The 25,056-nt window shown below is 69.8% G+C and carries 20 protein-coding genes and 2 tRNA genes; 15 read left to right on the top strand and 7 right to left on the bottom strand.

What is annotated here, in order from left to right:
- The 7 genes from chvE (at position 1) to H5411_RS36275 (ending at position 6,866) form a co-directional block, all read left to right on the top strand.
- A complete protein-coding gene (gene chvE / locus H5411_RS36305; RefSeq protein WP_101440626.1) occupies positions 1–1,107 on the top strand; it encodes a multiple monosaccharide ABC transporter substrate-binding protein in 1,107 nt (368 codons plus the stop codon).
- Positions 1,104–2,624: a multiple monosaccharide ABC transporter ATP-binding protein gene (gene mmsA / locus H5411_RS36300; RefSeq protein ID WP_101440627.1), complete on the top strand. Its 1,521-nt coding sequence runs from the start codon at positions 1,104–1,106 to the stop codon at positions 2,622–2,624. The genes chvE and mmsA overlap by 4 nt, the downstream gene beginning before the upstream one ends.
- Positions 2,621–3,862: a multiple monosaccharide ABC transporter permease gene (gene mmsB / locus H5411_RS36295; protein WP_101440628.1), complete on the top strand. Its 1,242-nt coding sequence runs from the start codon at positions 2,621–2,623 to the stop codon at positions 3,860–3,862. The genes mmsA and mmsB overlap by 4 nt, the downstream gene beginning before the upstream one ends.
- A 128-nt stretch (positions 3,863–3,990) precedes the next feature.
- Positions 3,991–4,062: transfer RNA gene (locus H5411_RS36290), tRNA-Thr, on the top strand.
- Positions 4,063–4,076: 14 nt separating this feature from the next.
- Positions 4,077–4,149, top strand: a tRNA-Tyr gene (locus tag H5411_RS36285).
- Positions 4,150–4,171: 22 nt separating this feature from the next.
- Complete coding sequence (locus H5411_RS36280; protein ID WP_183126426.1) at positions 4,172–6,448, top strand: hypothetical protein; 2,277 nt, start codon at positions 4,172–4,174, stop codon at positions 6,446–6,448.
- Positions 6,449–6,671: 223 nt separating this feature from the next.
- A complete protein-coding gene (locus tag H5411_RS36275; RefSeq protein ID WP_143271497.1) occupies positions 6,672–6,866 on the top strand; it encodes a hypothetical protein in 195 nt (64 codons plus the stop codon).
- Positions 6,867–7,134: 268 nt separating this feature from the next.
- On the opposite strand, the gene H5411_RS36270 is transcribed toward H5411_RS36275, so the two are convergent.
- Entirely contained in the window at positions 7,135–8,070 is a 936-nt protein-coding gene (locus H5411_RS36270) for an AraC family transcriptional regulator (protein WP_101440630.1), read from the bottom strand.
- Positions 8,071–8,213: 143 nt separating this feature from the next.
- Between H5411_RS36270 and H5411_RS36265 the strand changes: the two genes are divergently transcribed.
- Positions 8,214–9,443: a cytochrome P450 gene (locus H5411_RS36265; protein WP_101441405.1), complete on the top strand. Its 1,230-nt coding sequence runs from the start codon at positions 8,214–8,216 to the stop codon at positions 9,441–9,443.
- A 1-nt stretch (position 9,444) separates the two neighbouring features.
- Positions 9,445–10,455: a 2Fe-2S iron-sulfur cluster-binding protein gene (locus H5411_RS36260; RefSeq protein WP_101440631.1), complete on the top strand. Its 1,011-nt coding sequence runs from the start codon at positions 9,445–9,447 to the stop codon at positions 10,453–10,455.
- Between the two features lie 522 nt (positions 10,456–10,977).
- Here the strand turns inward: H5411_RS36260 and H5411_RS36255 are convergent.
- Entirely contained in the window at positions 10,978–11,937 is a 960-nt protein-coding gene (locus H5411_RS36255; RefSeq protein WP_183126425.1) for an NADP-dependent oxidoreductase, read from the bottom strand.
- Positions 11,938–12,031: 94 nt separating this feature from the next.
- On the opposite strand from H5411_RS36255, the gene H5411_RS36250 reads away from it, so the two are divergent.
- A complete protein-coding gene (locus H5411_RS36250; protein ID WP_101433670.1) occupies positions 12,032–12,622 on the top strand; it encodes a TetR/AcrR family transcriptional regulator in 591 nt (196 codons plus the stop codon).
- A gap of 138 nt (positions 12,623–12,760) precedes the next feature.
- On the opposite strand, the gene H5411_RS36245 is transcribed toward H5411_RS36250, so the two are convergent.
- A complete protein-coding gene (locus tag H5411_RS36245; protein WP_101433671.1) occupies positions 12,761–13,372 on the bottom strand; it encodes a TetR/AcrR family transcriptional regulator in 612 nt (203 codons plus the stop codon).
- Between the two features lie 150 nt (positions 13,373–13,522).
- Here H5411_RS36245 and H5411_RS36240 point away from each other — a divergent pair, with 150 nt between their 5' ends.
- Positions 13,523–14,482, top strand: a complete 960-nt coding sequence (locus H5411_RS36240) for a quinone oxidoreductase family protein (RefSeq protein WP_183126424.1) — start codon at positions 13,523–13,525, stop codon at positions 14,480–14,482.
- 59 nt (positions 14,483–14,541) lie between these two features.
- On the opposite strand, the gene H5411_RS36235 is transcribed toward H5411_RS36240, so the two are convergent.
- The 4 genes from H5411_RS36235 to H5411_RS36220 all read right to left on the bottom strand — a co-directional run bounded on the left by H5411_RS36235 (position 14,542) and on the right by H5411_RS36220 (position 19,585).
- Positions 14,542–15,936: a flavin monoamine oxidase family protein gene (locus tag H5411_RS36235; RefSeq protein WP_220817954.1), complete on the bottom strand. Its 1,395-nt coding sequence runs from the start codon at positions 15,934–15,936 to the stop codon at positions 14,542–14,544.
- Positions 15,933–17,048 carry an alpha/beta hydrolase gene (locus H5411_RS36230; RefSeq protein ID WP_183126423.1) on the bottom strand — a complete coding sequence of 372 codons (1,116 nt, stop codon included), beginning with the start codon at positions 17,046–17,048 and terminating at the stop codon, positions 15,933–15,935. The genes H5411_RS36235 and H5411_RS36230 overlap by 4 nt, the downstream gene beginning before the upstream one ends.
- Positions 17,045–18,559, bottom strand: coding sequence for a flavin-containing monooxygenase (locus H5411_RS36225; RefSeq protein WP_183126422.1), 1,515 nt, complete (start codon positions 18,557–18,559; stop codon positions 17,045–17,047). Before H5411_RS36225 ends, H5411_RS36230 begins: the two co-directional genes overlap by 4 nt.
- A 417-nt stretch (positions 18,560–18,976) precedes the next feature.
- Entirely contained in the window at positions 18,977–19,585 is a 609-nt protein-coding gene (locus H5411_RS36220) for a TetR/AcrR family transcriptional regulator (RefSeq protein WP_244194436.1), read from the bottom strand.
- Positions 19,586–19,797: 212 nt separating this feature from the next.
- On the opposite strand from H5411_RS36220, the gene H5411_RS36215 reads away from it, so the two are divergent.
- From H5411_RS36215 to H5411_RS36200, 4 genes are all read left to right on the top strand, one after another.
- Positions 19,798–21,252: an MFS transporter gene (locus H5411_RS36215; RefSeq protein WP_101433676.1), complete on the top strand. Its 1,455-nt coding sequence runs from the start codon at positions 19,798–19,800 to the stop codon at positions 21,250–21,252.
- Between the two features lie 52 nt (positions 21,253–21,304).
- Positions 21,305–22,000: a transporter gene (locus tag H5411_RS36210; RefSeq protein WP_101433677.1), complete on the top strand. Its 696-nt coding sequence runs from the start codon at positions 21,305–21,307 to the stop codon at positions 21,998–22,000.
- Between the two features lie 8 nt (positions 22,001–22,008).
- Positions 22,009–23,361 (top strand): NAD(P)/FAD-dependent oxidoreductase, encoded by a 1,353-nt coding sequence (locus H5411_RS36205; protein WP_101433678.1) that lies wholly within the window; start codon positions 22,009–22,011, stop codon positions 23,359–23,361.
- 226 nt (positions 23,362–23,587) lie between these two features.
- The gene (locus tag H5411_RS36200) at positions 23,588–25,015 is read left to right on the top strand and encodes an APC family permease (protein WP_101433679.1); all 1,428 of its coding nucleotides are present in this window, start codon (positions 23,588–23,590) and stop codon (positions 25,013–25,015) included.
- The last annotated feature ends 41 nt before the right edge of the window (positions 25,016–25,056 follow it).

Here is a 25,056-nt window from a genome sequence, read left to right as displayed (position 1 = left end):
ATGAGGTTCATTCGAGGAATCCGCACCGCCGCCGCGGCGGCCGGAGTCGCCGTGCTCGGGTTCGGCCTCGCCGCGTGCGGGTCGAGCGCGAAAACCGTCGACCAGCAGGCGGGCGGGTCCGCCGGCGCGCTCGTCGGTGTCACGATGCCGACCAAATCGTCCGAACGCTGGATCCACGACGGCGACAACATCAAGGCCGCGCTGGAAAAGCTCGGCTACAAGGTCGACCTGCAGTACGCCGAGAACGACATCCCCACCCAGGTCAACCAGATCGAGAACCAGCTGACCAAGGGCGCGAAACTGCTGATCGTCGCCTCGATCGACGGCACCGCGCTCACCACCCAGCTGCAGGAGGCCGCCGACCGCAAGGTCCCGGTCATCGCCTACGACCGGCTGATCCGCAACTCCCCCGCCGTCGACTACTACGCCACCTTCGACAACTTCAAGGTCGGCGTCGAACAGGCCAACTCGCTGCTCAAGGGCCTCGGCGACGGACCCGGTCCGTTCAACATCGAACTGTTCGGCGGATCGCCCGACGACAACAACGCGACCTTCTTCTACAACGGCGCCATGTCGGTGCTCAAGCCGCTGATCGCCAGCAAGAAGCTGATCGTGAAGAGCGGCCAGGTCGACTTCGCGCCGACCGCGATCCTGCGCTGGGACCCGGCGACCGCGCAGCGCCGCATGGAAGACCTGCTGACCAAGACCTACACCGGCGGCGCGAAGGTCCAGGGCGTGCTCTCCCCGTATGACGGCCTGTCGATCGGCATCCTGTCCGCGCTCAAGAGCAACGGCTACGGCACCGCCGGACAGCCCTATCCGGTGGTCACCGGACAGGACGCCGAAGTCGCCTCGGTCAAGTCGATCATCGCCGGCGAGCAGTATTCCACCGTCTTCAAGGACACCCGCAAGCTCGCCGACGTCACGGTGAAAATGGCCGACTCCGTCCTCAAGGGACAGAAGCCGGCGGTCAACAACACGACCGACTACAACAACGGCACCAAGATCGTCCCGGCCCAGCTGCTGCAGCCGGTCGTGGTGGACAAGTCCAACTACCAGAAGGAACTGCTCGACTCCGGCTACTACACGGCGGGCCAGCTGAAATGACCGAACTGCTCGGCATGCGCGGGATCACCAAGACCTTTCCCGGCGTCACCGCGCTGTCCGACGTCACGCTCTCGGTGCGGCGCGGGGAGATCCACGCCGTCTGCGGCGAGAACGGCGCCGGGAAATCCACCCTGATGAAAATCCTGTCCGGCGTCTACCCGCACGGCAGCTACGACGGCGAAATCGCCTTCGACGGCCAGGACTGCGCGTTCGGGTCCATCCGGGACAGCGAACGCCGCGGCATCGTGATCATCCACCAGGAACTCGCGCTGTGCTCGCAGCTTTCGATCGCCGAGAACATCTTTCTCGGCAACGAGCGGGCCAAGCGCGGCTGGCTCGACTGGAACCGGACCAACCACGAGGCCGCCGACCTGCTGCGCCGGGTCGGGCTGCGCGAGAACCCGGTCACGCCGGTCAGCGAACTCGGCGTGGGCAAACAGCAGCTGGTCGAAATCGCCAAAGCCCTGTCCAAGCGCGTCAAACTGCTCATCCTCGACGAGCCGACCGCCGCGCTCAACGACGACGATTCGGCCCATCTGCTCGCGCTGCTGCGCGAACTGCGCGACGACGGCGTCACGTGCGTGATCATCTCGCACAAGCTCGGCGAGGTCATCGCGATCGCCGACACCGTCACGATCCTGCGCGACGGCAAGACGATCGAAACGCTCGACGCGGCCGGGCTGAGCGAGGAACGCATCATCACCGGCATGGTCGGGCGCGACCTCGAACACCGGTTCCCGCCGCGGGAACCGGACATCGGCGACGAGGTGCTGCGGATCGAGGACTGGACCGTGCACAGCCCGAGCCAGCCCGGCCGGGTCGTGGTGGACGGGGCGAACCTGACCTTGCGCCGGGGCGAGATCGTCGGGCTCGCCGGGCTGATGGGCGCGGGCCGCACCGAACTCGCGATGAGCGTGTTCGGCCGCTCGTACGGCACGAACATCTCGGGCCGGCTGGTCAAGGACGGCAAGGAGATCACCCTCAAGTCCGTCCGCGACGCCATCCGCAACGGCATCGCCTACGCCACCGAAGACCGGAAACTGTACGGGCTCAACCTGATCGACGACATCCAGCGCAACACCTCCGCGGCCGGGCTGCCGGCGCTCTCGCGCCGCGGCTGGGTGAACGAGCACAGCGAACACGACGTCGCGATCCGGTTCCACCGCGACCTCCGGATCAAGGCCCCGTCGGTGCGCAGCGTCACCGGCAAGCTGTCCGGCGGGAACCAGCAGAAAGTCGTGCTGGCCAAGTGGATTTTCACCGACCCGGACGTGCTCATCCTCGACGAGCCCACCCGCGGCATCGACGTCGGCGCGAAGTACGAGATCTACACGATCGTCAACGAGATGGCCGCGCAGGGGAAGGCGGTCCTCGTCATCTCCTCCGAGCTCCCCGAGCTGCTCGGGCTCTGCGACCGCATCTACACCCTGTCCGCGGGCCGGATCACCGGCGAGGTCGCCCGCGCCGAGGCCACCCAGGAACTGCTCATGCGACACATGACGAAGGAACGGACATGACCACCACGAACCCCGTGCGGCCAGCCGATCCGGCCGCCCCGCCCGCGGGGCGCAGCCCCCGGCGGATTTCGATCAACCTCCGGCAGAGCGGCATCTACGTCGCCTTCGCGCTGATCGTGGTGCTGTTCGAGGCGATCACCGGCGGCGCGCTGCTCGAACCGCAGAACATCTCGAACATCATCGTGCAGAACTCCTACGTGCTGATCCTCGCCATCGGGATGATCCTGGTGATCATCTCCGGGCACATCGACCTCTCCGCGGGCTCGGTCGTGGCGATGACCGGCGCGGTCGCCGCGGTCCTCACGGTCAACCTCGGGCTGCCCTGGCCGCTCGCGGTCGTGCTCACCCTTGTGGTCGGCGCGGTGATCGGCGCCTGGCAGGGATACTGGGTGGCCTACTTCGGCATCCCCGCCTTCATCGTGACACTGGCCGGGATGCTCGCCTTCCGCGCGCTCACCCTGACCGTGCTCGGCAACCAGGGCATCGGCCCGTTCCCGGACGCCATCCGCACCCTGTCCAACGGCTTCACCGGCGGCTACCTCGGCAACATCGGCCTCGGCCCGCTCGGCGGAGCCGACCTCTTCAGCCTCCTCGCCGGGGTCGTGGTGGTCGCCGGGATCGTGCTCACCCAATGGCGCAAGCGCACCGCCCGGCTCGGCTACGGCCAGGAAGTCGACCCGTTCCCGCTGTTCGTGCTCAAAATCGCCGTCGCCGCCGCGCTCGTGCTCGCCGTCGTCGTGCAGCTCGCCCGGTTCCGCAATCTCCCCTGGGTCCTCGTCCTGCTCGCCGTCCTCGTGCTCGGCTACTCGCTCGTCGCCGGGAAATCCGTGTTCGGCAGGCACATCTACGCCATCGGCGGGAACCTGCAGGCCGCGACCCTGTCCGGGGTCAAGGTCAAATCGGTGACGTTCTGGGTCTTCGTCAACATGGGCGTCCTCGCCGCGCTGGCCGGCATCATCTTCGCCGGCCGCCTCAACCAGGCCGGGCCGACGGCGGGCGTCAACTTCGAACTCGACGCCATCGCCGCCGCGTTCATCGGCGGCGCCGCGGTCCAGGGCGGGGTCGGCAAGGTCGTCGGAGCCATCACCGGCGGCCTGATCATGGCGGTCATCAACAACGGCATGTCGCTGATCGGCGCTCCCAGCGAACGGGTCATGCTCGTCAAGGGCGCGGTGCTGCTCGCCGCGGTCGCGTACGACATCTGGACCAAACGCCGCGCGGGCGCCGCAGCTCGCTGACCGTCCCGCGCTCGGCATCGGGTCCTGGGTTGCCGGTGGGCGACGCTTCGGCGCCGCCCGCCGGCCCCGTCGTATATCGGTGGCGGTGCGGTCCCCCGCCGACCTAGGCTTTCCGGCGCGGGGAACACCATGGAGTAGATCAGCGGCAGATCACCCGGCTCGTAACCGGGAGGGCGCGGGTTCGAATCCCGCCTCCATGTCGCTTCCCCCGCCTCTTGGAGTAGTTCAGCAGGCAGAACACCCGGCTGTATTCCGGGAGGGCGCAGGTTCGAATCCTGCCTCCAAGTCTCGACAGCAGGGGGAATCCACATGGGACACACCGCTTCGCCGGGGTACGCCTACGGGCAGCTCGAACGGGCTGTGCGCACCGCCGCGTCCGCGAAGGACGGCGCGACGCGCCAGCGTGCGCGGGCGAAAGCGAGCCGGTGGCAGGAAATCCTGGCGGGCATGGCCGACGGCTCCCTGCGAATCGGCTCGCGGGTTCCGGTCGCGGAAACTCCGGCGTGGATGACCCTCGAGGTCGCGCACGGCGGGTTCGCCCCCGGCCGCTTCCTCGCTGAGGTCCCGCTTTCGCCCGCCGAGGCCGCTCTGTGCGCCGACGGGCCGGGCGCCACCGACCGCGAACGGCTCAACCTCTGGTACCTCACCGACGCCGGGCTCGCCGCGCTGCGCGCCATGCTGGCCTCCGAGTCGTACCGGATCGAGCTTCCCGAGGACGCCGCGCTGCCGGTCGTGGCCTGGCTGCTGGACCACGGGCACGCCGAAGCCGCGCTCGACCTGATCGCGGAGCTTCGTCCGCACCTGCCTCGCCTGCGCCTGGCTCCGCTGCCGGGCGCGGCGCCGCGACCGACGGGCGCACTGGTACGGCTGAGCACCGTCGGCGAAGTCCGGGAATCGCTGCGGTCGGCGCGCACCCGGCCCGCGATCGCGGCGATGCTGGAAACGCTGAAGGTGTGGCACCCGCTGTTCGACCGGCTGGTCGCGCTGTGGTGCGACACCGTCGAGGGCGAGCTGCCGCGGCTGGACGGAAACGACGTCACCGGCGGCTGGCCGTGCCGTACCTGGCCGCGGGACTGGAGCCAGCGACGCGCCGAGTGGCTCGCCGACTACGCGACCGCGAGCGTCCGGTACACCGCGTCGAAAGCCCACACCCACCCGAAGAGCAACTTCGCCCGGCTGCATCGCGCGCTGCTGGCGTGCGAGCACGACAGCACGGAACTGACCGGCCGGGACGTGGGCTGGATCCGCCGTGCCCTGGCGAACACGATCGCCAAGCACGGCGAACCGGACTCGGAACCGCGGGCGGCGCTGCGGGCTTTGCAGGCCTCGGTCGCCGCGCAGCCCACCCACGCCGAACTCGCGGCCGCGCTGGCCGAACGGCTGGACCGCTTCCCGGCCGACGGCGGGCTGCCGTCGCTCGAGCCGGTCGCCGGAGACGCGCCAGCGCACCTGGTCACCAAGGTCGCCCGCGCGCTGGAGGCGCCGATCGAAGAACTGGTCGCGCGCGACGTGATCACCTCAGCCGACGTGCTCGCGACGGTCCTGCCGCAGATCACCGCGCAACTGCTGGCCGCGAACTTCGACAACGAGCAGCTTTCGACGCTGTACGCGAAGATCTACGCGGCCTTCCGCCGCCGGCGGAGCCTGCTGCTGCTCGACCTGGAAGACCAGGTCCGGCTCGAGGAACTGCCCTGGGTCCGCGCGATCGATCCGCTGCGAGCGCGGCGGCCGGACACCGCCCGGGCGGCGCGCCAGACGCTGGCCCAGACGGTGCTGCTGGCGCTCAGCGCGTTCCCGCAGGCCATCCTGCCGAACACGCTGGTGCGCGAGCTGGGCGCACTCGCGAAACAGGCCGGGCTGCCGATGCCGCTGGTGGAGGAAGTCGCCGCCGACATCTTCATGGGCACGTTCACCGCGAAATGGCGCACGGCGGCGGAGCTCACGAGTCGCGCGATGGCGGGCACGCTCTACGCCCGCTACTACGACCTGCCGCAGTCCTGGACGTCGGCGCCACGCCCGCGCCCGTTCCGCGTGCTGGCCAAACGCACCGCCGACGACTTCGCCGACCTGTGCGTCGCCCGAGCCGCCGAAGCCCGGCCGACGCGGACGCCCGGCTCGGTGGCCGCGAACGGCACGGTGCTGGAGCAGAGCCAGATCCTCACGACGCAGAACCTGGCAGTTCTGGTGGACACGCTGGGTCTGCGGGACCGGCTCCGGGCCTCCGCGCCCGAGCTGGCCGCGGAGTCGTTGGCGTGGACGGTGGACCGGCTGGCGATCCGCACCGACCATCGCCACGCGGCCCTGCAAGCGGTCAAGAACGCGGCGTACGCCTGGCGGCAGGCACTGTTCTTCTTGAGCTTCTGCAACACGGACACTCAGCGCACGACCGTGCGCCAGCTCGCCGCGCAGGTGGCCCGGGCGGGCCTGGCCGAGCGCTTCACCCCGGCAGTGACCGGCCTGGCCCACGTGGTCGACGGCGGCCGGTTCACCCCGGACGGCCGGACGCCCGACGGAACGGGACGGCGCTTCCTCGGCTGGACCACCGGCAGGCACTGGTGCCTGCCGGGCGAAGAGGAGGAAGCATGACGGCTCCCGGCACCACGACCGACTCGCCCGGCAGGAACCGCGCCGTCCACAAAGGACTCCTCGACTCGGCGGGAAGCGGATCGGGCGGGACGTCCCGCAGGCGCTCGCCCTTCCGCCAGGTCGGCAAAAGCCAGCCGTGACCAGCGCCACGTTTACCCGCACCCGGGTACCGGGAAGTTCGGATCTGGCATTCCGTTCGGCGACGCGCGAGGCGGTGACGACGATGACGGCGATACATTCTGGCGCGCAACGAGAAAATCCGGACACCCACGGCGGTGCGGGCACGGCGGAGCGACCACTGCCGCAGCTGCTGGCGGAATTGGACCGGCTCACCCGGCGCGTCGACGAACACCTCCGCAGGCCTGGCCGACGACAGCACCGGGCCGGCGGCAGCCTGGACGGCTTCTCTCGCGGATAACGGGAAACCGGCCCGCTCTCCTCGCCAAACTACCCCGCGAGGCGACCGGCGTCGCGGCCGGACAGGTCTCCGCCACGCCCGTCTCGCAGGGTGGTCCGCACTGCCCGCACCCGCGAAGACCGCCTCGGAGATCCTCAGCCAGCCACCGGAGTGACTGCGCTTGCCGCCAGGACCACCCGGACCTCCCGCGCCTGCTCGACGCCTGGCCCGCCGACCCCGGCTGCTCGCCCCACCCGGGCGGTCGCGGCCTGGCGCGAACCCGCCGCCCTCATCGAGCTTGCGACGGCGGACGTCCATAACGCCTGCGGAACGCCGCCGCGAACCGGCTCGCGCTCGAAAAGCCCCACCGCGCGGCGATTTCGCTGACCGAGGATTCCGGGTGCGCTTCGAGGTCCGCGCGGGCGCGCTGCAGCCGGACGCCGACCAGGTGTTCCGTCGGCGTGCATCCGACCCACTCCCGGAAGCTTTCCTGCAGCCTGCGGACCGTGGTCCCGGCGACGGCCGCCATGTCCGCGGCGGTCCACGCCCGGGCCGGGTCGGCGCGGACGGCGTCGACCACCCGCATGATCGCGCGCGGCCGCGGCGCCGGGACGCAGCCGGAGTCGGGGCAGCCGGCCAGCAGGAATCCGGCCGCGACCGCTCCGGCCAGCTGTTCCCGGACGATCGGCTGGTCGCTGAACAACGCGCGGTCGCCCATGTGCGACGACAAGCCGGAAACGAGATGCCGCCAATCGCGCGCCGGGCCGTGTTCGAGGCGAAGCTGGTCCGGGAGCGCGCCGGCCACGCGGACGGTCCCGGCGCCGAGGACCCGCTCGGCCTCGCGGTCCAGCCAGTCCCGGTCGAATTTGACGCCCAGCACGGTGCAGGTCGCGTCCCAGTGGGTGATCAGCGACGGCGTGTCGGCCCGGAAGACCGTCGCCTGCCCGGGCACCGACGTGACCGTGCCGTGCCTGCCGCGGCTGGCGAGGTGGCCGGTCAAGGGCAGGTTGACCTCGTAGGCGGACGGGTAGTCGCAGGCGATCTCGACGTCGGCTCCCCAGCCGACGTACCCGATCAGCACCGGGCCGAGGTCCAGCGTCCGGAGGGTCAGCCGCGGCTCGCGGCCGCCGCGCAGCGGCGTCAGCTGATGCGGAAAGTAGGCGGCGGCCACCGACTTCGAGACTCGCTCCCAGTCCCGCGGCGCCGCACCCCGGCGTGCGGACATGGACGCATGCTAGCTGATCAGCGGCGACGCGCCGGATTCGTCGCGCGATCCGTACCGGATCCGCGCTTGGCGTGTCGTCGGCCCGGCTCGCCCGGACCTACCTTTCCTCCGACCCGGACGAAGTCCCGAAGGAGGCCGCGTCAATGACGACGAACAGCACCACCGCCCCGGACCTTTCCTGGATCGGCGACATCACCATGGCCCAGCTGGAGCGAAACCCGTACGAGCCCTACGAACGGCTGCGCCGCGAGGCTCCCCTGGCGTACGTGCCGGTCCTCGGCTCGCACGTCGCGACGACCGCGGAGATCTGCCGCGAGATCGCCACCAGCCCCGACTTCGAAGCCGTCATCACGCCGGCCGGCGGCCGCACCTTCGGCCATCCGGCGATCATCGGCGTCAACGGCGACATCCACGCCGACCTGCGCTCGATGGTCGAACCCGCCCTCCAGCCCGTCGAGGTCGACCGGTGGATCGACGACCTCGTCCGGCCCATCGCCCGCGGCTACCTCGCGAAGTTCGAGAACGACGGCCGGGCGGAACTCGTCTCCCAGTACTGCGAGCCGGTCAGCGTCCGCTCCCTCGGCGACCTGCTGGGGCTGCAGAGCGTCGAATCGGACAAGCTGCGCGAATGGTTCGCGAAACTGAGCCGGTCGTTCACCAACGCGGCCATGACCGAGGACGGCGAATTCGCCAACCCGGAAGGTTTCGTCCAGGGCGACGAAGCGAAGGCCGAGATCCAGGCGACGGTCGACCCGCTGATCGACAAGTGGATCGCCGAACCCGCCGACACCGCGATCTCGCACTGGCTGCACGACGGCATGCCGCCGGGGAAAACCCGCGACCGCGAATACATCTACCCCACCATCTACGTGTACCTGCTCGGCGCGATGCAGGAACCGGGCCACGGCATGGCCTCGACGCTGGCGGGGCTGTTCAGCGAACCCGACCAGCTGGAACAGGTCGTCGACGACCCGGCGCTCATCCCCCGCGCGATCTCCGAAGGCATGCGCTGGACGTCGCCGATCTGGTCGGCCACCGCGAGGATCTCCACCAAACCGGTCACCGTCGCCGGGGTCGACCTTCCCGCCGGCACGCCGGTGATCCTGTCCTACGGCTCGGCCAACCACGACACCGGCGTCTACGAGGCCCCGACCCGCTACGACCTGCACCGTCCGCCGCTGCCGCACCTGGCCTTCGGCGCCGGGAACCACGCCTGCGCGGGCATTTACTTCGCCAACCACGTCATGCGCATCGCGCTGGAGGAGCTGTTCGAGTCGATCCCCAACCTCGAACGCGACACCTCCTCCGACGTCGAGTTCTGGGGCTGGGGCTTCCGCGGCCCGACGTCGCTGCACGTCGCCTGGGAGGTCTGACATGCCCTTCACCGCGACCGTCGGCGACCGGGAAGTGCCGTGCGAGCCCGACCAGCCGATGCTCGACGCCTTCCTCCGCGCCGGCGTCTGGATGCCGAATTCCTGCAACCAGGGCACCTGCGGAACCTGCAAACTCCGGGTGGTCGACGGCGACGTCGACCACCGCGACTCCCCCGCCGACACCTTGACCGAGGACGAGCGGGCCGCGGGTCTGGCGCTGGCCTGCCAGGCCCGGCTCCGCTCGAACGTCGTCGTCGAAACCGGGGGCGGCGCCGGTCGTGCCACGCACCCCTTGCGCGATCTCACCGCGACAGTCCGGGAAATCGAAGACATCGCCCGCGACACCCGGCGGCTGCGGCTGGGCCTGCCCGAGCCGCTGGCCTTCCACGCCGGGCAGTACGTCGAGCTGACCGTGCCGGGCACCGCCGTCCGCCGCCAGTACTCGCTGGCCAACACCGCCGACGAGGACAAAGTCCTGGAGCTGCACGTCCGTTCGGTGCCCGGCGGAGCGGCGACCGAAAAGTGGATCTTCGCCGATCTCACCGTCGGAGAACAGGTTCAGGTCACCGGACCTCTCGGCGACTTCGTCCTGCCCCCGGCCGACGAGGACGACGGCGGCCCGATGGCACTCATCGGCGGCGGCACCGGCCTCGCCCCGCTGATCGGCCTCGCCCGCACGGCGCTCGCCCGCGACCCGAACCGGAAAATCGTGCTGTACCACGGGGTTCGCGGCGAGGCCGACCTCTACGACCTCGACCTGATGGCCGAACTCGCCGACAGCTGCCCGAATTTCGCGTTCCTTCCGGTGCTGTCCCACGAACCCGGAAACAGCACGCACCGCACCGGTTTCCCGACCGACCGGTTCCTCGAGGACATTCCCAGCGCACGCGGCTGGTCGGGCTGGCTCTGCGGACCGCCGCCGATGGTCGACGCCGGGGTGAAAGCGTTCAAACGCCGCCGGATGGCGCCGCGCGTGATCCACCGGGAGAACTTCACCCCGGCCGCGACCTGACTGCCGCCGGTCGGGCCGAGGCTCGCGGGCTGGCGCGAGCCGCGGCCGAGGTTCGCGACTCCGGCCGGAATCCCTGCGCGGACAACCGATTCGGCCGCCCGCCGCGACGGCCGGGTCGGTTCGTCATCGGCACAACTGACCAGCAACCGCGCGAGGTACCGAGGACCCCGCGGCCCCCAGCCCGCACACCCCGACGTTCATGCAGCGGCACAACCACCTTCCCTGGCCCACCTCCCGCCGCAGCCGAGCCGATTCGCCCCCAGCACCACCGATCAACAGCCCGTGAGACAACCGAGGAACCCTCCAGCAGCCAGCTCGCACACCGCCGACGTTCACGCAGCGGCACAACCACCTTCCCTCGGCCACCTGCCGCGACAGCCGAGCCGATTCGCCCCCAGCACCACTGACCAACAGCCGCGCGAGACAACCGAGGAACCCCTCGGCCGCCAGCCCGCACACCCCGAAATTCACGCAGTGGCAAACCACCTTCCCCCGGCCGCCGCGTGCGGGGAGTTCCCTCGTCTACAGCTCGATGACGACCTTCCCGTGCACGTGCCGTCCCGCCTGGAGCTCGACCGCGTCCCGGATTTTCTCGACCGGGAAGGTCGCCGCGATCGGCACCCGGAGCTTTCCCGCCGCGACCAGGCCGGCGATTTCCTCGATGGCGCCCGGGGCCGCGTTGGCGCCGTTCGCTGGCGTGATCCCGTCGATCTGGGCGGCGATGGTGGTGATCCGCTCGTCCGGCACGCCGAGTTCGCGTGCTGCCAGTGCGGTGTCCTCCCCGTGCAGGTCCATGGCGGCGGTGACGCCCTCGGGAGCCAGCGCGCGGACGCGATCGACCAGGCCGTCGCCATAGGTGACCGGCTCGGCCCCCAGTGCGCGCAGGGCGTCGGCCGACGACGCTGATCCGGTCCCGATCACTCGCGCGCCCGCGAGCCGCGCGAGTTGGACGGCGAATACGCCGACCCCGCCTCCCGCGCCGCCGACGAGCACCGTGTCGCCCGGGCCCGGGTTGATCACGGCCAGCGCCGCGGCCGCCGTGCAGCCCGCGATTGCGAGAGCGGCGGCGGTGCGGTCGTCGACGCCGTCCGGGGTGCGGTGCGCCTCGCCGCCGGCCGCGATCGTCCCCGCGTCCTCGATCAGGACGTAGTCGGCCACCGCGCGGGACATCGCCCCGCCGAACACGCGGTCGCCGGCGGCGAACTCGCGCACGCCTTCGCCGACCTGGTCCACGATCCCGGCGTAGTCGGTGCCGAACCCGCACGGCAGGCTCAAGCCAAACCGCGCGGCGGTCTCCGCGTCCGAGGTCATGAACCAGTCCATCGGGTTCAGCCCGGCCGCGGCGACCCGCACGCGGATCTGCCCCGGACCGGCCTGCGGCACCGGCACCTCACGCACGCGCAGGGTCTCCGGCCCGCCGAACGACTCGAACTGGACCGCCCGGCCGGTAGTCGCCGACGCGGTGGCGTTCGGTTCTTTCATGCTCACCTGTTTCTGTAGCGGCTCGTGACGCAATGCAAACGGACTACGCTCCGTTTATCTGACCCAAGCTAGCACAAGTGGAGCGTGATCCGTTTTGGCTTCCGCAAAGGTCCGCCGGCCGAGGGCGGACGCGACCCGCAACCGCGAACAGCTGCTGGCGGTGGCGACCCGCCTGTTCGCTTCGGCCGAGACCGAGCCGTCGATGCGCGCGATCGCCCACGAAGCCGGGGTCGGCATCGCCACCCTGTACCGGCACTTCCCCACCCGGGAGTCCCTGGTCGACGCGGTCTACCAGGATCAGGTCTCGCGGCTCACCGCCGGCGCCAGGCAACTGCTCGCCCAGCTCGGCCCGCGCGCGGCGCTGCGCCGCTGGATGGACCTGTTCGGGGACTGGATCGCGACCAAGAACGGGATGCTCGACACCCTGCTCGCGATGGTCGAATCGGGCGAGATCGCCCACGCCCGCACCAGAACCGAACTGCTCGCCGCGATCGGCGACATCCTCGAAGCCGGGCGCGCGAGCGGGGAACTCCGCGCCGACGTCCCCGCCGAGGACATCGCCGCCGCTCTCATCGGGATCTTCACCGTGGCCGGTTCCGCCGAGCACAAAGCGATGGCGGGTCGCCTGCTGGACCTCCTGATGGACGGACTCCGGCCGTGCGGCCACTCCGAAACGGCCGAGTGAGAAGGAAAGATCTCGGCGAGGCGAGCTGTTCTCGACGCTCGGCCCTTCCGCGCTCGCGGCAGGAAGTGCTGCGGCGGCAAGCGAAGACCCGCCGGACTTGCTGCCCCAAGAGGGGGCGGCGAGTCGTCGCGAAAGGACTCAGCGTTCGGCCTGCGAGAGGCCGAGCAGAGGCAGCCACACCGCGTCCACGATCTCGACGATCGTCTCGTCCGGCACCCCGTCCATGCGCATCAGCATGTCATGGCGCACGAGGTCGAACGGAAGGTTCACGACCCGGTCGGAACGGGGCACGTCCGCCAATTCGCCGCGCTCGACCGCGCGGTCGACAAGCGTCGCGAACGGGGGCGGCTGATCGACGGGCAGGACGCGGCTGCGCAGGTGATTGAAGGTGGTGCCGGTCTCGCGGAGGTAGTCCGCGAGCTGGATGCGCATGAGGATCAGCGTGCGGGCTCGCTCGGCGTTGACCGTGCGCAGGAGAGCGAGCGCGTCCTGGCGCAGGCTGCCGGTGTCGGGGAGGTCGAGCGGGCGCCAGTGCCGGGCGAGCGTGGCGAGCAGCAGGTCGTCGCGCTGCGGCCAGCGCCGGTAGAGCACCGGTTTGCTGGTCCCGGCGCGCGCCGCGACGGTCTCGAAGGTCAAGCCGTGGTAGCCCTGCTCGACCAGTACTTCCCAGGCGGCGTCCAGGATCGCACTCTCCAGTGCGGCGCCCCTGCGCCGGGTGGGCGCCGCGGGCTCCGTGCGTCGCTGGCTCACCTTGGCTCCCTGACGTTTCCCCCGGACGGTTGGATCCGGTTGCGTATCTTAACCCGCCGTCGTACATTCGGAGCAGTAAGAAACGAAACCGTATCTTACTGGCGGACGGACACCCGCCGCCGAGCCACGCACACGCAAGGGGATGCCCGCATGTCCACGATCAACGCCGCGGTGGTGGAGTCCTTCGACGAGCCGCCGCACTTCCGGTCCGTTCCCGCGCCCGAGGCCGCCCCCGGCCAGGAGGAGGTGGAGGTTCTCGCCGTCGGCGTGCACCCCGCCACCCGGGGCATCGCCGCGGGCAAGCACTACACGAGCCCCAAGACGCTGCCCGCCCTGGCCGGCGCCGACGCCGTAGTTCGCCGAGAGGATGGCAGCCTCGCCTTCGTCATGCCGATGGGCAGTGGCTCCCTCGCTGAGCGCATCGTCATCGATCCGGCCAGCGCGATCCCGGTCCCGGACGGAGCCGATCCCGCGGTCCTGGCCGCCACCATGAATCCGGCCTTGTCCTCGTGGACCGCGCTGCGCACCCGGGTGCCATTCCAAGCCGGGCAGTCGGTCCTGGTGCACGGCGCGACCGGCAATGCCGGATCGACAGCCGTCAAGGTCGCCAAGCACCTCGGTGCCGAGCGCGTGATCGCCGCCGGACGCAATCGTTCCCGACTCGACGAACTCGCGGCCGAGGGCGCGGACGCGGTCGTCCAGCTCACCCCCGACGAGGACGCCACCGCGGCCGCGCTCGCCGAGGCCGCCGCGAACGTCGACGTGGTCCTGGACTACGTGTGGGGTCCGCCCACCGAACTCGCCATGCGCGCCGTCCTCGGGGCGCGGACCGAACACACCCGCCTGCTCGACTGGGTGCAGATCGGCGGCATGGGCGGAGACGCGATCACCCTCTCCGGGCACGCCTTGCGCTCCAACGCTTTCCGCATCCTGGGCAGCGGCTTCGGCGCGGTGGAGATGGACGTCATGCACCGGGAGTTCACCGAACTCGTCGCCGCGATCGCCGCGGGCGGCATGGCCGTGCGCCCGCACCCGTTCCCGCTCGAGAAGGTCGAAGAGGCTTGGGCCCACCAGGACGACCCCGGGGAGCGCACCGTGATCCTCCTCTGACCAGCGGCGCGGCGCCTCGGTGCGGGCGGCCAAGCGGGCAATGCCGCCGGAGCCACGCGCTACCGCGGAACGTCGACACCTTGGGCGACGACTTCGGCCACCGCCCGTTCGGCAGCGCGGACCGCACCCTCCATATAGGACTCGAACTCGGCGGACGTCTCCGCTCCGGCCCAGTGGACCCGGCCGACCGCCGCGGTCGTCGCGTCGGTGTAGTTCGTGAGGACGCCCGGGGTCCGCAGCCCCGCCACGCCGCTGATCCACGGTTCGGCGATCCAGGACTTTTCCAGGTACTGCTCGAAATCCCGCGCCTGGGGGCCGAAAAGCTCGACGAGGTCCTTCACGAAGGCGTCGCGGCGTGCTTCCTCGTCGTCGAGAATCGTGTCGTCCCAATGGAAACCGCCCGAGGCGGCGGTGCCGATGAACGCCAGGAGGATGCCCTTGCTGCCGTCGGGCGGCGAGTTGTCGACGACGTAGTGCGCGATCGGAAGATCGGTGACCGCGGAGCCGTTCAGGCCCCGCTCGCGCCAGAACGGCCGCCGGTAGACCAGGCAGACCTTGCGTTCGCCGCCGTTGCGCCAGACGCGCTGCAGCTTCGCGCGGCGGGTCGGCAGCGGCGGCAGGAAATCGATCCGGTCCGCGTCGCCCGGGGTCATCGCGACGATGACCCGGCCGCACCGGACCTCCGCGCCGGCTGACCGCACGAGCACGCCGCGGCCGTCCTGTTCGATCGAGGTCACCGGCGAGCCCAGCCGGACCCGGTCCCCGAGTTCGGCCGCGATCGCGTCGGCGACGGCCTGGGTGCCGCCCGCCACGCGCGTCTCCTGGGCGCCGTCCGCGGTGTTCATCATGAACTCGACGCCGCCCGAGGTGCCGATCTGGTGCAGGGCCTTGAGCAGCGAGACCTGGCTCGAACTCTCGGCGAAGACCAGCGAGAGCCCGAGTTCGAACAGGTGCCGAGCCTCGGCGCTCCGGCAGTGCTTGTCGAGCCAGTGGCCGAGCGTCGTGCTGTCCCATTCGGCTGCTTTCCGTGCCCGCCAAGGGGCCTCGGCCGGGATGGTCGCCGCCATCCGTTCGAGACGGAACTGCGCCTGGGCGAAGTCCAGCAGGGCCACCGGCCCCAGGGGCGGGATGGTGCCGCCGAACGTCCGCCGTTTGCCGCGCCGGAGGTAGATCGTCTTGCCCTCGATGTGCGTGGGGAAGGTCTTCAGCCCCAGTTCCTCGAGCAACTCGAACATGCGGGTGTGCAGCTTGCCGACCCACTGGCCGCCGCCCTCGCTGATCACGCCGTCGCCGGCGTCGAGGTTGTACAAACGACCGCCCGCGCGGTCGTCGGCCTCCAGCACGACGACCGAATGTCCCTGCTGCACGAGCCGGCGGGCGGCGACGAGACCGGAAAGTCCCGCGCCGACCACTACGACGTCCGCGGTGAGTTGTGCTGGCATGGTTGTGGTCACCGGGCGCTCCGCTCTGGGTTGGGCCGCTGGGACTTCGCTTGTGCCGTCCGGTCGACGAGGCGCAGCGGCCGCGCCTCGCGATCCCGCAGTGCCGCGGCGACAGCCGCTACCAGCCGTGCCGTGGCTTCCTTGCAGCTCCGGCTGACCGCGGTGAAAGAGAGATAGCCGTGCACAAGGCCTTCTTCACGGATCAGGTCGACGCGCACCCCGCTTTCCAGCAACGCGGCCGCGTAGGCGAGCGCGTCGTCGCGCAGCGGGTCGAACCCGGCGACCGCCACGACGGCGTCCGGAAGACCGCTCAGGTCGTCGGCCAGCAAGGGGCAGAGCAGCGGATCGTGCTGATCCGTTCCGGCGGGCAGGTAATGGCCCATGAACCAGTCGATCTGCTTGGCCGACAAGGCGGGAGAGCCGGCGAACTCGTCCTGGGAGGGCCGCCGCACCGAGATGTCGGTGACCGGCTGGACGAGCACCTGAAGCAGCGGCTGCTCCGACTGGCCGCGCACCTGCTGGCACAGCACGGCGGCGATGTTGCCCCCGGCGCTTTCGCCGGCCACGACGATCCGGTTCGGGTCCAGACCCCAGCTCTCCGCGTGCTCGACGGCGTACTGCCAGGCCGCCAGCGCGTCCTCGTGCGCCGCGGGGAACGGATCTTCCGGCGCAAGGCGGTATGCGACCGACAGGACGTCGGCGCCCGTTCCGTGGGCGAACATCCGGGCCGGGGAGGCGTAACTGGCCCGGCTCCCGAGAACGAAACCGCCGCCGTGGAAGAAGAGGATCAAGCCGCGGCCGGGCTTTGCCGAACTGTACCGGGTCGCCAGGAGTCCACTGTGGATCTCGACTTCCTGTTCGACGGCACAGGGAGCGACCCGGTCGGCGAACACGGCCGCGTCGGTCTCGATGACCTTCCGCGCCTCGGCGGCGGGCAGGTCGCTGTAGTCGTTCCCGGCGGCGGTGAGTTTCATCAGCATGGCGACGTCCGGGGCCATCCGCTCCCCCGCGCGGTTGACCGGCGGGCGCGCGAGCAGCCGGGCGACCGGTGCCGGAACCCCGCACAGGGCAACGACAAACGCTCGTTGGAGACGCTGGCTCAGCGTCCGGCGCGGCGCGGTCACGACCCGGCTCCGACGCCGGCGAGGGTGGAAGTCCGGGTCGAGAACCGGAGACTCTCGTCGATCAGCTGTCCCTTGAACAGCCGGTTGTCCGGAACGAAGGTGGTGCGCATCCGCCACGGCAGTTCGGTGCCCTGCTTCGGAAGCTCGTGCAGCGACCGCCGCAGGTACCCCGCGCTGAGGTCGACGACGTCTTCCTTGGCCAGGTTTTCCGGCGCGACCGGCACCACGATCTCCTGCCCGGTCGCGTCCATGCGGCGGAGCACGTCGGCGACCAAGCGGCACACGTTGCTCAGGCGCAGGGTCCAGGACGCCTTCGTGTACCCGAACATCATGGCCCAGTTCGGCACCCCGGAGATCAGGCAGCCGCGGTACAGCACGGTGTCCGGCAGCTTCGCCGGAACGCCGTCCACTGTCGGCTGGATGCCGCCCAGGAGCTGCAGGGCCAGGCCGGTCGCCGTCACGACGAGGTCGGCCTCCAAGGTCTTGCCCGATTCCAGCAGGATGCCCTTCTCGGTGAAGCGGTCGATCCGGTCAGTGACCACGTCGGCCTTCCCGTCGCGCAGGGCGTGGAAGAACTCGCCGTCCGGGGTGACGCAGAGCCGCTGGTCCCACGGGTCGTACGGCGGGTTGAAATGGGTGTCCACGTCGAACCCGGGCGGGAGGTCCTTGAGCGCCAGCTTGCGGAGCAGCTTCCGCCCGAAATTCGGGAACTTGGTGAGGACCGAGACGAGGAGGAAGTCCTGCCAGATGTTCTTCCGCCGCGTGGCCGCGTAACCGGCCTTCGCCCCGAGCACCTTGCTGAGCGCGAGCGCGATCTTGTCGACCCGAGGAGCCGAGGCGACGTAACTCGGCGTGCGCTGCAGCATCGTCACGTGCGCCGCGGCGCCCTCGCCCATCAGCATGGCCGGCAGCATGGTCACCGCCGTCGCGCCGCTTCCGATGATCACGACGCGTTTGCCGCGGTAGTCGTAATCCTCCGGCCATTCCTGAGGGTGCAGGATGTCGCCCCGGAAAACCTCACGGCCCTCGAAGTGCGGCGTGTATCCCTTGTCGTAGCGGTAATAACCGGTCGCGCTGAAGACGAAGCCGGCCTTGACGGTCTTCTCGCTCTCGGCCCCGTCCGCGCCGGTCACCCGGACCTGAAGCGTCCACTGCGCTTCGGCGCTCGACCAGTCCGCCGCCGTCACGCGGTGGCCGAGGCGGAGGATCTTGTCCAGGCCGAATTCGGCCACCGTCTCGTCGAGGTACTCGCGGATCAACGGGGCTTCGGCGATCGCGCTCCGGTGCCGCCACGGCTTGAAATCGTAGGCATAGGTGTGCAGGTCGGAGTCGGAGCGGACGCCCGGATAGCGGAACAGATCCCACGTCCCGCCGATCGCCGCGCGGGATTCGAGGACGAGGATCTTCTTGTCCGGGAACTCGGCCGCCAGCTGCCGGCTCGCGCCGATGCCGGACACCCCCGCGCCGATCACGACAATGTCGGCGCGCTCCGTCGCGCTCCGTTCCTTCATGTTCTGCGTCCTTCCGATGCGTGCTGACGACGCCGGGACACCGCTGACCGGCGTCAACGACCGGGACCGAAGTTGGTCATTTGATAAAGTCGTTTGACAGAGTGTGTGGCACGAGCCGTCGGACGTCAAGGCCCGACTTCGCCGCCGCGACCCGATCACCCAGCCGGGCGGACCCGGGGAACGGTGGGGAGCACAGCATTTTCCGGCTCAGGAACACTGGCCGCGAGGCAGCGCGATTCCTGGCCGGAGCGGCGATCAGGTACGCAGCGAGACCGAGACGGAGAGCGCCGGGCGACGGCACGAAGCTCGCCGACCTCGGCGAAAAGTGCTAGGGCCAACCGGAATCAGCGGGCCCGGCCCGGCCGGGTGAGCCCGTTCTCCCGCGGCGGCCAGGCCGTCCGCAGGAGCGGGACCGGTTCAGCGCGCCGTCGCCTCTTGGGCGATCCGGTCCGCGAGCCAGCTGTCCAGCACCGCCGTGACGAGATTGATCTTGTCGTCGGCGAGAGAATCGTCGCCGCGCGTAAGCCAATTCAAGGCGAAGCCGTCAGCAAGGGAAGTGATGACGTTGACGATGTCTTCGATCGCTTCGGAGCTGAGCTGATCGCCCGGCGCCGCTTTCCGCAGAATGCCGCGCATCGTCTCGAACGCACGCTCGTAGACGCCCAGCCCGCGGTTCTCGGACTGCCGTTGCGCCCAGCTGAACAGCTCCAGCGTCGCCGCCGCGAAGGTGTGCGACTCGAAGTAGCAGCTGAGCACCCCGCGAAGGAGTTGCCGGGCGGTTTCCGCGAGGCCGCTGTGCGGATCGCTGCCGTCCAGGACCGCCTGGAACCGGGACCCGACGAATTCGTAGACGTCCGCGAACAGGTCTTCCTTGGAGTTGTAGCAATAGTGCAGCGTCGCCAGCGGCGCCTGCGCCTGTTCGGCGATCCGTCGCGTCGTGGCGCCGTCGATGCCGCGGGAGGCGATGACCTCCATCGCCGCGTTGACGAAGTCCTGCCGGCGTTCGACGGCCGAGACGCGTGGCATGGAGCCCTCCCGCAGTGCTGCCCGGTACGACTAGGACATTTGACCCAGTCGACCCCAGACTACCAGTGCGGCCGGGCGGGCGGTCGCGCCGACGGCCGGAAAACTCTTGGTCAAACAACTTGATCGGACGACCAAGAAGGGTTAGCTTATGGGCCCTGAGCACCGGGGATCGCTCACCTTCCGCAGGCCCGCCCACGACATCGGAGTCGACCATGGCAGAACTGCACCGGCCTGACCTCGTCCGCACCGCGCCGCCCCTTCCGGCGGCCCGAAGAGTCCCTCTCCTCAGCATCGGCGCGGTGCTGGTCGTCTTGACCAACGCGGTCATCTTCGTGGTGCCGCCGCTTCTGCCGGTCATCGCGACGCACTACCACCTCGTCACGCTCGCCCAGACCACCTGGGTCTACACCGCGCTCACGCTGGGCGGCGGAGCCGGATTCATCCTGCTTCCCCGGCTCGCCGACCTCTACGGGGATCGCAACGCGTCAGTGCTCGCGTCCGCTTTTCTCACCTTGGGCGCGCTCATTCCCGCGGTGGGCAACTCGTATCCGTCGCTGCTGGCGGGCTGTCTCGTAATGGGCTTCGGCGGGGCCGCGCAGTTGCTGCCCCTGGGGTTCCTTCGCAGAAACCTCGGCGAGCGCGGAATCACCGCGGGCGTAGCGGTTCTCGTGATCGCCACCGGTGTCGGAATTGTCGTCGGAATGATCGGCGGCGGCCTGATCGTGCAGAATCTGTCGCTGCGAAGCTTTTTCTTCATCCTGACCGCGGCATTCGCCGTGACCACCGTCGCCTCGTACGCGACCATTCCGCACACTCCGCCCGCCGAACCCTCCGGCCGGGTCGGCGTGGTCGGCACCGTCTGGATGATCGGCTGGGTGGCGGCGATCCTGCTGACGCTGACGCAGGGTCTGGTGTGGGGCGCCGGGGCGTTGATCCCGTTGGCTCTCGGCGTCGCAGGCGGGATTCTCTGGCTGCGCGTCGAACGGAAATCGGCGTCCGCGGTCTTCGACGTGTCCTTGATGAAAACCCCGCTCGTGACGGCGGCGTGCGTGTGCATCGCCTTGTTCGCGGCGGTGAACTCGGCCTATCTGCTCTTGGTCAGCGATTACGCCCAGGTCGTTCCGGCGACGCTCCGTCCGGCCGACGCCTACGGATTGGGGCTCAGCGCACTGCAGACGGGCTGGCTGATGGTGCCGTTCGCGGTGACCTTCCTGCTCGGCGGCGCCATCGCGGACCGTCCGGCGGCCAACGGACGCGGCGCCTCGATGTTCGTGGCCGGGGCGCTGGTCAGTGCCGCGGGCCTTGCCTGGCTCGCGCTGGCGCACGACCAGCAGTGGCAGTACCTCGTCGGCGCAGCGGTCATGGGCCTCGGCTGCAGCATCGGCTACGCGGCCGGTTTCGCGATCGCGCAACGAGCCGTGCCCGAAGAAAAGGCCGGGATGGCCGCCGGCGTCGCGGGGACTTTCATGGCCGTGGGATTCGCCGTCGGCACCGCGTTGATCAGCGCCGACCTCAGCGTCTCGGTGACCCCGGTGCGCGGCACCGGCGAGGAAGTCGCTACCGCGGATCTCTACGGCTCCGGCTACTGGATCGCCGCCGTCGTGGCCCTGCTCGTGCTGGCGACCTTGGTCGTCTCCCGGGCGCGCGCCCGGCGCCGCCTCGCCTGAACCATCGCCGCCTTCGACGAAAGCGAAGGCCCGAAACTCGAGGAATACCGAAATGAAAGAAATACTTTTCTCCCTCGCCGACGTCTGGATGATTTTCGCCGGGTTCACTTACGGCGTGAAGTTCATCCGGCGTTACGGAAACTATTTGCTGGGCCTGGAATGGATCGTCGTCGCCACGTCCGGGACGAACTTCCTGCTCTGGTCCCTGCTCGGCGGCGACGAACACAGCCCGATGTACTTCGCGGCGTATTTCCTCGACGCTTTCTCGCGCTCAGTAGGCATCACGCTGATCCTCGTCCTGGGCCTCATGCGCGTGACGCACCTCTACAAGCCTTCGGCGGCAACCGATGTCAGCGCGTTCGCGCTGGCGGCCGTGGCGGGACTGTACTTGCAGCAGTTCCATTGGGGATTCCACGCTGGCTCGGCGATCTTCTACGTCGCGGTCAACGCGGTCACGGCGATCTACCTCGCCTATTTCACGGTGCGGCTCTGGCGGGCCCGCGCCAAGGGTTCGGCCGTCGCTTCCGCTCTCGCCACCGCGGCGGGTCTGGCGATCGCGGTGATGTACGACTTCCTGCCGATTCCGGACGACCAGTACCGCACGACGTTCTACACGCTCGCCCTCGCCACCTGGGGCACCCAGATGTACGTGATTTTCCGGGCCTACCGCGCCCTGCACGACCACAACGTCGCGACCGGGCTCGAGCCGGCTTCCCGGTCCGGACGCACCAAGCTCGCGAGCGCCTAGGAGATCCCGTGGACACAGCCAACGTCGACTACCTCGGCTTCACCGGTTGGATCGGCCCGCCGTCCGACGTCCGGCCGCCGCTGGACGGCGACCTCGGCTGCGCCGTCGCGGTCGTCGGCGGCGGGCTGGGCGGCATGTCGGCCGCGCTGCGCCTCGCCGAACGCGGGCAGGACGTCGTGGTGCTGGAGGCCCAGTTCTGCGGCCACGGTTCCAGTTCCCGCAACGCCGGCCAGCTCGCGAGCGCGCCCGGCGGCGACATCCAGCTGCTGAATCTCTTCTTCCGCAAGAAAATGCCCGCCATGGCCCGGTTGGCCGAGCACGCCGCGCTGCACGTCGAAGACCTGATCAAGCGTCTGGGCATCGACTGCGACTACGAAGCCGCGGGCAACACCTTCGCCGCGGTGTCCCGAGGACAACTGGGACGAGTGCGGCGCGTGGCCAAGATCCTGCACCGGGCGGGGACCAAGGTCGAGCTCGGCACGAGCGAGGAACTCGGAATCCCGCGCGGTTTCCTCGGCGGCATGCGCGAAGTGGCCGGCGGGATCATGAACCCCGGCAAGTTCACCCGCGGCGTGCGCCGGGGACTCCTGACGTCGTCCGCTCGAGTCTTCGAACAGACCAAGGTCACGGACGTCGCCCGCGACGGCGGTCAGGTCGTGCTTTCGACCCCTCGAGGCAAGGTGCGCGCGGACAAGGCCGTGCTCGCGACGAACGCCTTCTCGGGCGAATGGACGATCACGCCCAAGCACCTTTCGGTGCCGCTGTGGGTGATCGAGGCGGAGACCGAGCCGATCGACCCCGTCCGCTTGAAGGCGCTGGGCTGGACCAGCCGTTCCGGGCTGATCACCCAGCACAACATCATGGAGAACTACCGGCTGACCCCGCGCGACACGATCGTCTTCGGCGTGCGCCGGGTCGAGCGGGGCACGCGCTTTCCGCTTCCGGCAACGGAAAAGCGCCCCGACCCGCGACTGGTCCGGGAACTCGCCGACGCGTTCGCGACGCGGTTCCCGAGCCTGGCCGACGTAGCGGTGGACCGCGCTTGGGGAGGCTGGATCGCCATCACCTCGTCGTGGCTTCCGGTCGCCGGACGGATCGGCGGCACCGTCTTCTACTCGATCGCCTGCAACGGCCACGGCCTGGCGCAAGCACCGTACGTCGGCGCCCTCCTCGCGGATCTCGTCGTCGACGGCGAACGACCCGAAGACCTGGACGTCCTGTGGGCCGAGAAAGCCCGTTTCCCCCGCCCGCTCATGATGAGCCCGCTCGGGCTGCGCACGATCTGGGCGGTCGACCGCTTCACCGACCGGATCAACGGCAGCAGACGGAACGCTCGGAAGGGCGATCCGACTGCTGCCTGAGCTGCCCGGCTCGCGCCGAGCCAGCCGCACAGTCCACATCGGACCGCTCCGGTCAAGACGGATCGACGCCAGGCCCGGCTCCCGGCTCACGCGCAGAACGCTGCCTGGCTCGAACGGGGCGACGCCGTCCGGACCGGGCGCCGCCCGTCCCGGCGCGCCCTGGCCGAGTCGCGAGAACTCCGGTGCCCGCGGCCTTTCCCCCATTCGACTGCGATGCGAGGAACCCATGACCCGTGACCTCCCGCCGGACCGGCAGACCCCAGGGCTGGCGCGCACGCTCGGCGTGCCGCAGATCGTCTTCATGGTCGTGGCCATGGCCGCACCGCTGACCGTCGTCGCCGGCCTCATCCCGCTCATGATCGCTACGGGCAACGGGACCGGAGCACCGCTGAACTTCGTGGTCATGGGCCTCGTGCTCGTCCTCTTCACCGTCGGGTTCTCGGCGATGACGCCCGAGGTCGCCGACGCCGGAGCGTTCTACTCCTACGTGCAAAAAGGCTTGGGCCGGGTGATCGGCCTCGGCGCCGCGACCCTGGCGATCGCGACGTACGCGGTGCTGCTCGTGTCAGTCGCGGCCTACCTCGGCGCCGCCGTGCACAACGTGCTCGTGACCCTCGCCGCGGTTTCCGTCCCCTGGTGGTCGCTCTCGGGGGTGTGCCTGCTCGCCATCGCCTTTCTCGGCTACCGCAACATCGAAATGAGCGCGCGCGTCCTCAGTGCTCTGCTCGTCGCCGAGATCCTGATCGTCGCTGTGCTGGACCTGGCGATCGTCGTGCACGGAGGCGACCGCGGGCTGTCCGGCGAGCCGTTCACGTGGGGCGCGTTCAGCCAGGGAGCCGTGGGAACCGGGATCATGTACGCGATCTTCGGATTCGTCGGCTTTGAAGCGACCGCGGTGTTCCGTTCGGAGGCAAAGGATCCGGACACCACCGTTCCGCGCGCGACTTACACCGCGGTGCTCGTCATCGCCGTGGTTTACGCGGTCTCCGCGTGGGCCGTCATCGTCGGCGCGGGAACCGGCAAGGTCGTGGCCCTGGCGGCCAGCCGCCCGGAGGCCCTCACTCCCGACCTGGCCACGCGCTACGTGTCGACCTTCGCGCACGACGTGATGCAATGCCTGCTCGCGACCAGCTTTTTCGCTTGCGTGCTGACGGTGCACAACGTCGTGTCCCGCTACACGTTCACGTTGGGCCGCAAGGGCGTGCTGCCGGCCAGTTTCGAAGCGGTCCATCCGAAGCACCGCTCGCCCCACGTCGCCTCCCTGGTCACGTCGGGCATCGTCTCGATCGCGCTGGCAGTCATGGCCGTGTGCCGGCTCGATCCCGTCGTGCAGATCTACGCCTGGTTCGGCGGCGCGGGCACGCTCGGGCTGATCTTCCTGCTTGCCTTGACCTCCATCGCAATCGTCGCGCACTTTCGCCGAAACCCCCGCGGCGTGTCGAAATGGAAGGGCGCCATCGCGCCGGGGATCGCCTCGGCGAGCCTGCTCGGCACCCTTTTCCTGGTGGTCGGCAACTTCGAACTGCTGATCGGCTCCTCCGGCATCGCCTGGGCGTTCCTCGCTTTCCTTGTCCTCGCGTACGTCGCCGGGCTCGCGTGGGCGTTGCGCCTCCGAGCGGCCCGACCGAAGGTCTACGCGGGGCTGGTCATTTGACCGAGTCATATGACAAACTACAACTCCGCCGCGTTCAGGTC

Origin of the sequence: Amycolatopsis echigonensis, assembly GCF_014174495.1 — a bacterium.
In the GTDB taxonomy this organism is placed as follows: domain Bacteria; phylum Actinomycetota; class Actinomycetes; order Mycobacteriales; family Pseudonocardiaceae; genus Amycolatopsis; species Amycolatopsis echigonensis.
Note: the sequence above shows the minus strand (reverse complement) of the source record. Positions and strands in the feature narration are given on the sequence as shown.